This is a genomic window from Streptomyces sp. S6 (assembly GCF_054880855.1).
This window is the reverse complement of the sequence record NZ_JBTYMC010000474.1, coordinates 1-3,585: the sequence shown is the minus strand read 5'-3', so window position 1 is coordinate 3,585 and position 3,585 is coordinate 1. Positions and strand designations below refer to the sequence as shown.

Below are 3,585 nucleotides of genomic sequence, written 5' to 3'. Positions count from 1 at the left end.
CGTCCTGGCCGCCGCGCACCACGATCACGGGGCAGTCGGCGTGGGCGGCCACGGCCAGGCTCACCGAGCCGAGCAGCCGGCCGGTGAACTCGGCGCGGCCCCGGGTGCCCAGCAACAGCACCCCGGCCTCCCGACCGGCCCGCAGCAGCGCCTGTTCGGCCTGTTCACCGGCGACCTCGGTGGAGATCCGGACGTCCGGGGCGCGGCGCCCGGCACGCCGGGCGGCGGACTCCAGGAGCCGGCAGTCACCGCCCCAGCCGTCCTCTTCCTGTTCCCGCCATGTCGTGGCGTGCACCAGGCGCAGCGGCACGCCCCGCAGGGCCGCCTCGTCGACCGCCCAGTCCATGGCCCGCAGGCTCGCCTCGGTGCCGTCGACACCGACGACGACCGGTCCTCGCGCGAGCTTCACCGCCCCGCACGAGGGGCGTCCGGCCTTTGTCTCCATGGGAGTTGCTCTCCTTGTCGTGGGTCAGCCGTGGGACACGACGGCGACGGGGGCGGGGGAGTGGTGCAGGGCGGCGTGCGTGACGTGCCCGATGTGCGTGCCGAACGGGCTGCGCCGGCCACGGCGGCCGACCACGACCAGGGAAGCGTCCCGGGCGGCGGCGACGAGGTGCGCGGCGGCGCCGCCGTACGAGGACTCCTCGGTGACCTCGACGTCCGGGAACTTCTGCCGCCACGGGCGCACCGCCTCGGCCAGCGCCTCGGCGTCGTCGAGCTTCAGGGCCTCGTGCAGAGGCGGGCTGTCGGGTGCGCAGTAGGCGATGTACGGCGACGGGTTCCAGGCGTGCACCACACGCAGCGGCGTGCGGCGGCGGGCGGCGGCGTCGAACGCGAAGTCCATCAAGGTGCTGTCGGGGTGGTCGGTGTCCAGACCCAGGACGACCGGCCGCAGCGCCTCCTGCCGGCGGGCGCGGACGAACACCACCGGGCACTGGGCGTGGGCGACCACACTCAGCCCGACGGAACCGACCACGAAACCGCCGATCCGGCCCAGCCCGCGCGAGCCGAGGACGAGGAGTTCCGCGTCCTTCGAGGCCCTGCACAGGACGTCGGAGGGCGAGCCCGGCACGTGCTCACCGGTCACCTCGACACCGGGATGGCGCAGGCGCAGCCCCGCGGCGGCCTCTCGGGGGACACGGTCCGTGCAGTGCCGGAGGGTCTCCAGGCCGAGCAGGGGAGCCTGGGCCATCGGCTCGGGGATCAGCTCCCAGACCTGGGTCAGCGTCAGCGGGAGTCCGCGCGACTCGGCCTCGTGCGCGGCCCATTCGGCGGCGGCCAGGCTCTCGGGGGAGCCGTCCAGGCCGACGGTGATCGTGCGGGGCATGTCTGCCACCTCCGGGAAAGGCCGTGACGGTCGGCTGTGGTCGCGGATCAGGGACGGTTCGGGTTCGCCCCGATGCCCTCACTGTCGTCAGCCACGGCGTCCGGCGCCGGATGCCGAAGGTCGGTGCGTACAGGGCCGAACGGCCCTCATCGGGGCGGCGGCCGGGGAGAGTGCCGTTCGGCGCGGCCGGCGGGCCGAACGGCCCCTCGTTGCGGCGGGAGGAGCGGGCGCAGGCTGGAGGCGGAACCGAACACGCCCCCGTGCGGGAGGACACCATGAACGCCGCCCCGACCCCCAGCATGCTGCGCGCCCTGCCCGCCGAGCACCGGCACCGGCTGATGCGCCTCGCGAGGGAGGTGAGCTTCCCGGCGGGCACCCGGCTCTTCGAGGAGGGCGGGCGGGCCGACCGGTTCTGGGTCGTGCGCACCGGGCAGGTCGCCCTCGACATGCGGGTGCCCGGCCGCCGGGCGGCCGTCATCGAACGGCTCGGGCACGACGAGCTGATCGGCTGGTCCTGGCTGCTCGGCCCGCACGCCTGGCACCTGGGCGCCGAGGCCACCACACCGGTACGGGCCCACGAGTTCGACGCCGTCGCCGTCCGCCTCCTGTGCCAGGACGACCCGGCGCTCGGCAACTCCGTCGCCCTGTGGGTGGGCGGCGTGCTGGCCCACCGGCTGCGCTCCGCCCGCACCAGGCTGCTCGACCTGTACGCGCCGTACGGCGCGGGCACCCGCATCTGAGACGGGGAGGGACCCGATGCACGGCACACCCCACATCGTCAGCGACGTCATGACGCACACCGTCGTCAGCGTCGGACGGGACGCGCCCTTCAAGGAGATCGTGCGGCTGATGCGGGAGTGGCGGATCAGCGCCCTGCCCGTGGTCGAGGGCGAGGAGCGGGTGGTCGGCGTGGTCTCCGAGGCGGACCTCCTGTGCAAGGAGGAGTTCCGCGACGGCGACCCCGACCGGTACACCCAGCTGCGCCGCCTCAAGGACATCGAGAAGGCCGGCGGGGTACGGGCCGGGGACCTGATGACCGCACCCGCGCTCACCGTCCGCCCCGGCACCACGCTCGCCCAGGCCGCCCGCACGATGGCACGGGCCAGGGTCAAGCGCCTGCCCGTCGTCGACGAACTCGGCAGGCTGGAGGGCGTCGTCAGCCGCACCGACCTCCTCAAGGTCTTCCTGCGCGAGGACGAGGCGATCGCCGAGGAGATCCGCCGCGAGATCGTCGGCCTGCTCTTCCCCCAGCCCGCCTCCCTGCTGCGGGTCGACGTCCACGACGGCGTGGTGACCCTCGCCGGACGGATGCGCGACACCTCCCTGGTGCCGGTGGCCGCCCGTCTGGTGCGCGCGGTCGAAGGGGTCGTGGACGTGGAGTTCGAGCTGGTGCCCGCGGGGAAGACGTCGGAGGATGGGGCCGGTCGGCCCTAGTGTGCTGCGGTCCGGCCGGTCATGATCGTCGTGGGCAGCACGTCCGCACTCCGAGAGGTCGTCATGGCGCAGGCACGCACCTTCACCGAGCAGGACCCGATCCGTGTGTTCCTGCTCGACGACCACGAGGTGGTACGCCGTGGCCTGACGGACCTCCTGGACGCCGAGCCGGACATCACGGTCGTGGGCGACGTCGGCACGGTCGAGCACGCCCTCGTGCGGGGCCCGGCGCTGCGGCCGGACGTCGCCGTCCTGGACGTCCGCCTCCCGGACGGCGACGGCATCACCGTCTGCCGCGAACTGCGCGACCGGATGCCGGAGCTGGCGTGCCTGATGCTGACCTCGTTCGACGACGAGGACGCCCTCCTCGACGCCATCATGGCCGGGGCGTCGGGCTATGTCCTGAAGCAGATCAAGGGCTCCGACCTGGTCTCGGCCGTCCGCACGGTCGCCTCCGGGCAGTCGATGCTGGACCCCGCGACCACCGCCCGCCTCATGCGCTCCCTGCGTGCCACGCCCGCCGACACCCCGGCCGTCCCCGACGAACTCGCCGGCCTCTCCCCGCGCGAACGCGACATCCTCGCGCTGATCGGGGACGGGCTCACCAACCGGGAGATCGGCAAGAAGCTGTACCTCTCCGAGAAGACCGTCAAGAACCACATCTCCCGCCTGCTGGCCAAACTCGGCGTCCAACGCCGCGTCCAGGCAGCCGTCCTCGCCATGGACCCGCAGCAGCGGCTCCTCCTCGAAACCTCCTGGGAAGCCCTGGAACAGGCCGGCATCGACCCCCGCTCCGCACGCGGCGACAACATCGGCGTCTTCTC

Annotated in this window: 5 protein-coding genes and 1 pseudogene; 4 read left to right on the top strand and 2 right to left on the bottom strand. The window is 73.6% G+C overall.

The window, feature by feature from the left end; translation table 11 throughout:
• The coding region (locus tag ACVNF4_RS33815; protein ID WP_461806695.1) for a universal stress protein at positions 1-445 on the bottom strand (445 nt) is incomplete at its 3' end.
• A gap of 24 nt (positions 446-469) precedes the next feature.
• Positions 470-1,327, bottom strand: coding sequence for a universal stress protein (locus ACVNF4_RS33810; RefSeq protein WP_461806694.1), 858 nt, complete (start codon positions 1,325-1,327; stop codon positions 470-472).
• A gap of 275 nt (positions 1,328-1,602) precedes the next feature.
• Here ACVNF4_RS33810 and ACVNF4_RS33805 point away from each other — a divergent pair, with 275 nt between their 5' ends.
• The 4 genes and pseudogenes from ACVNF4_RS33805 to ACVNF4_RS33790 form a co-directional block, all read left to right on the top strand.
• Positions 1,603-2,067: a cyclic nucleotide-binding domain-containing protein gene (locus ACVNF4_RS33805; protein ID WP_461806693.1), complete on the top strand. Its 465-nt coding sequence runs from the start codon at positions 1,603-1,605 to the stop codon at positions 2,065-2,067.
• 16 nt (positions 2,068-2,083) lie between these two features.
• The gene (locus ACVNF4_RS33800; RefSeq protein WP_461806692.1) at positions 2,084-2,761 is read left to right on the top strand and encodes a CBS domain-containing protein; all 678 of its coding nucleotides are present in this window, start codon (positions 2,084-2,086) and stop codon (positions 2,759-2,761) included.
• Between the two features lie 63 nt (positions 2,762-2,824).
• Positions 2,825-3,496: pseudogene (locus ACVNF4_RS33795) on the top strand (response regulator); the annotation flags it as partial.
• Positions 3,482-3,585 (top strand): beta-ketoacyl synthase N-terminal-like domain-containing protein (locus ACVNF4_RS33790; protein WP_461806696.1); only part of this gene is annotated, 104 nt, incomplete at its 3' end. The pseudogene ACVNF4_RS33795 and the gene ACVNF4_RS33790, both read left to right, overlap by 15 nt.

Coding starts and splice junctions, on each gene's coding strand:
- ACVNF4_RS33810 (WP_461806694.1), bottom strand. CDS start 1,327: ATGCCCCGCACGATCACCGTCGGCCTGGACGGCTCCCCCGAGAGCCTG.
- ACVNF4_RS33805 (WP_461806693.1), top strand. CDS start 1,603: ATGAACGCCGCCCCGACCCCCAGCATGCTGCGCGCCCTGCCCGCCGAG.
- ACVNF4_RS33800 (WP_461806692.1), top strand. CDS start 2,084: ATGCACGGCACACCCCACATCGTCAGCGACGTCATGACGCACACCGTC.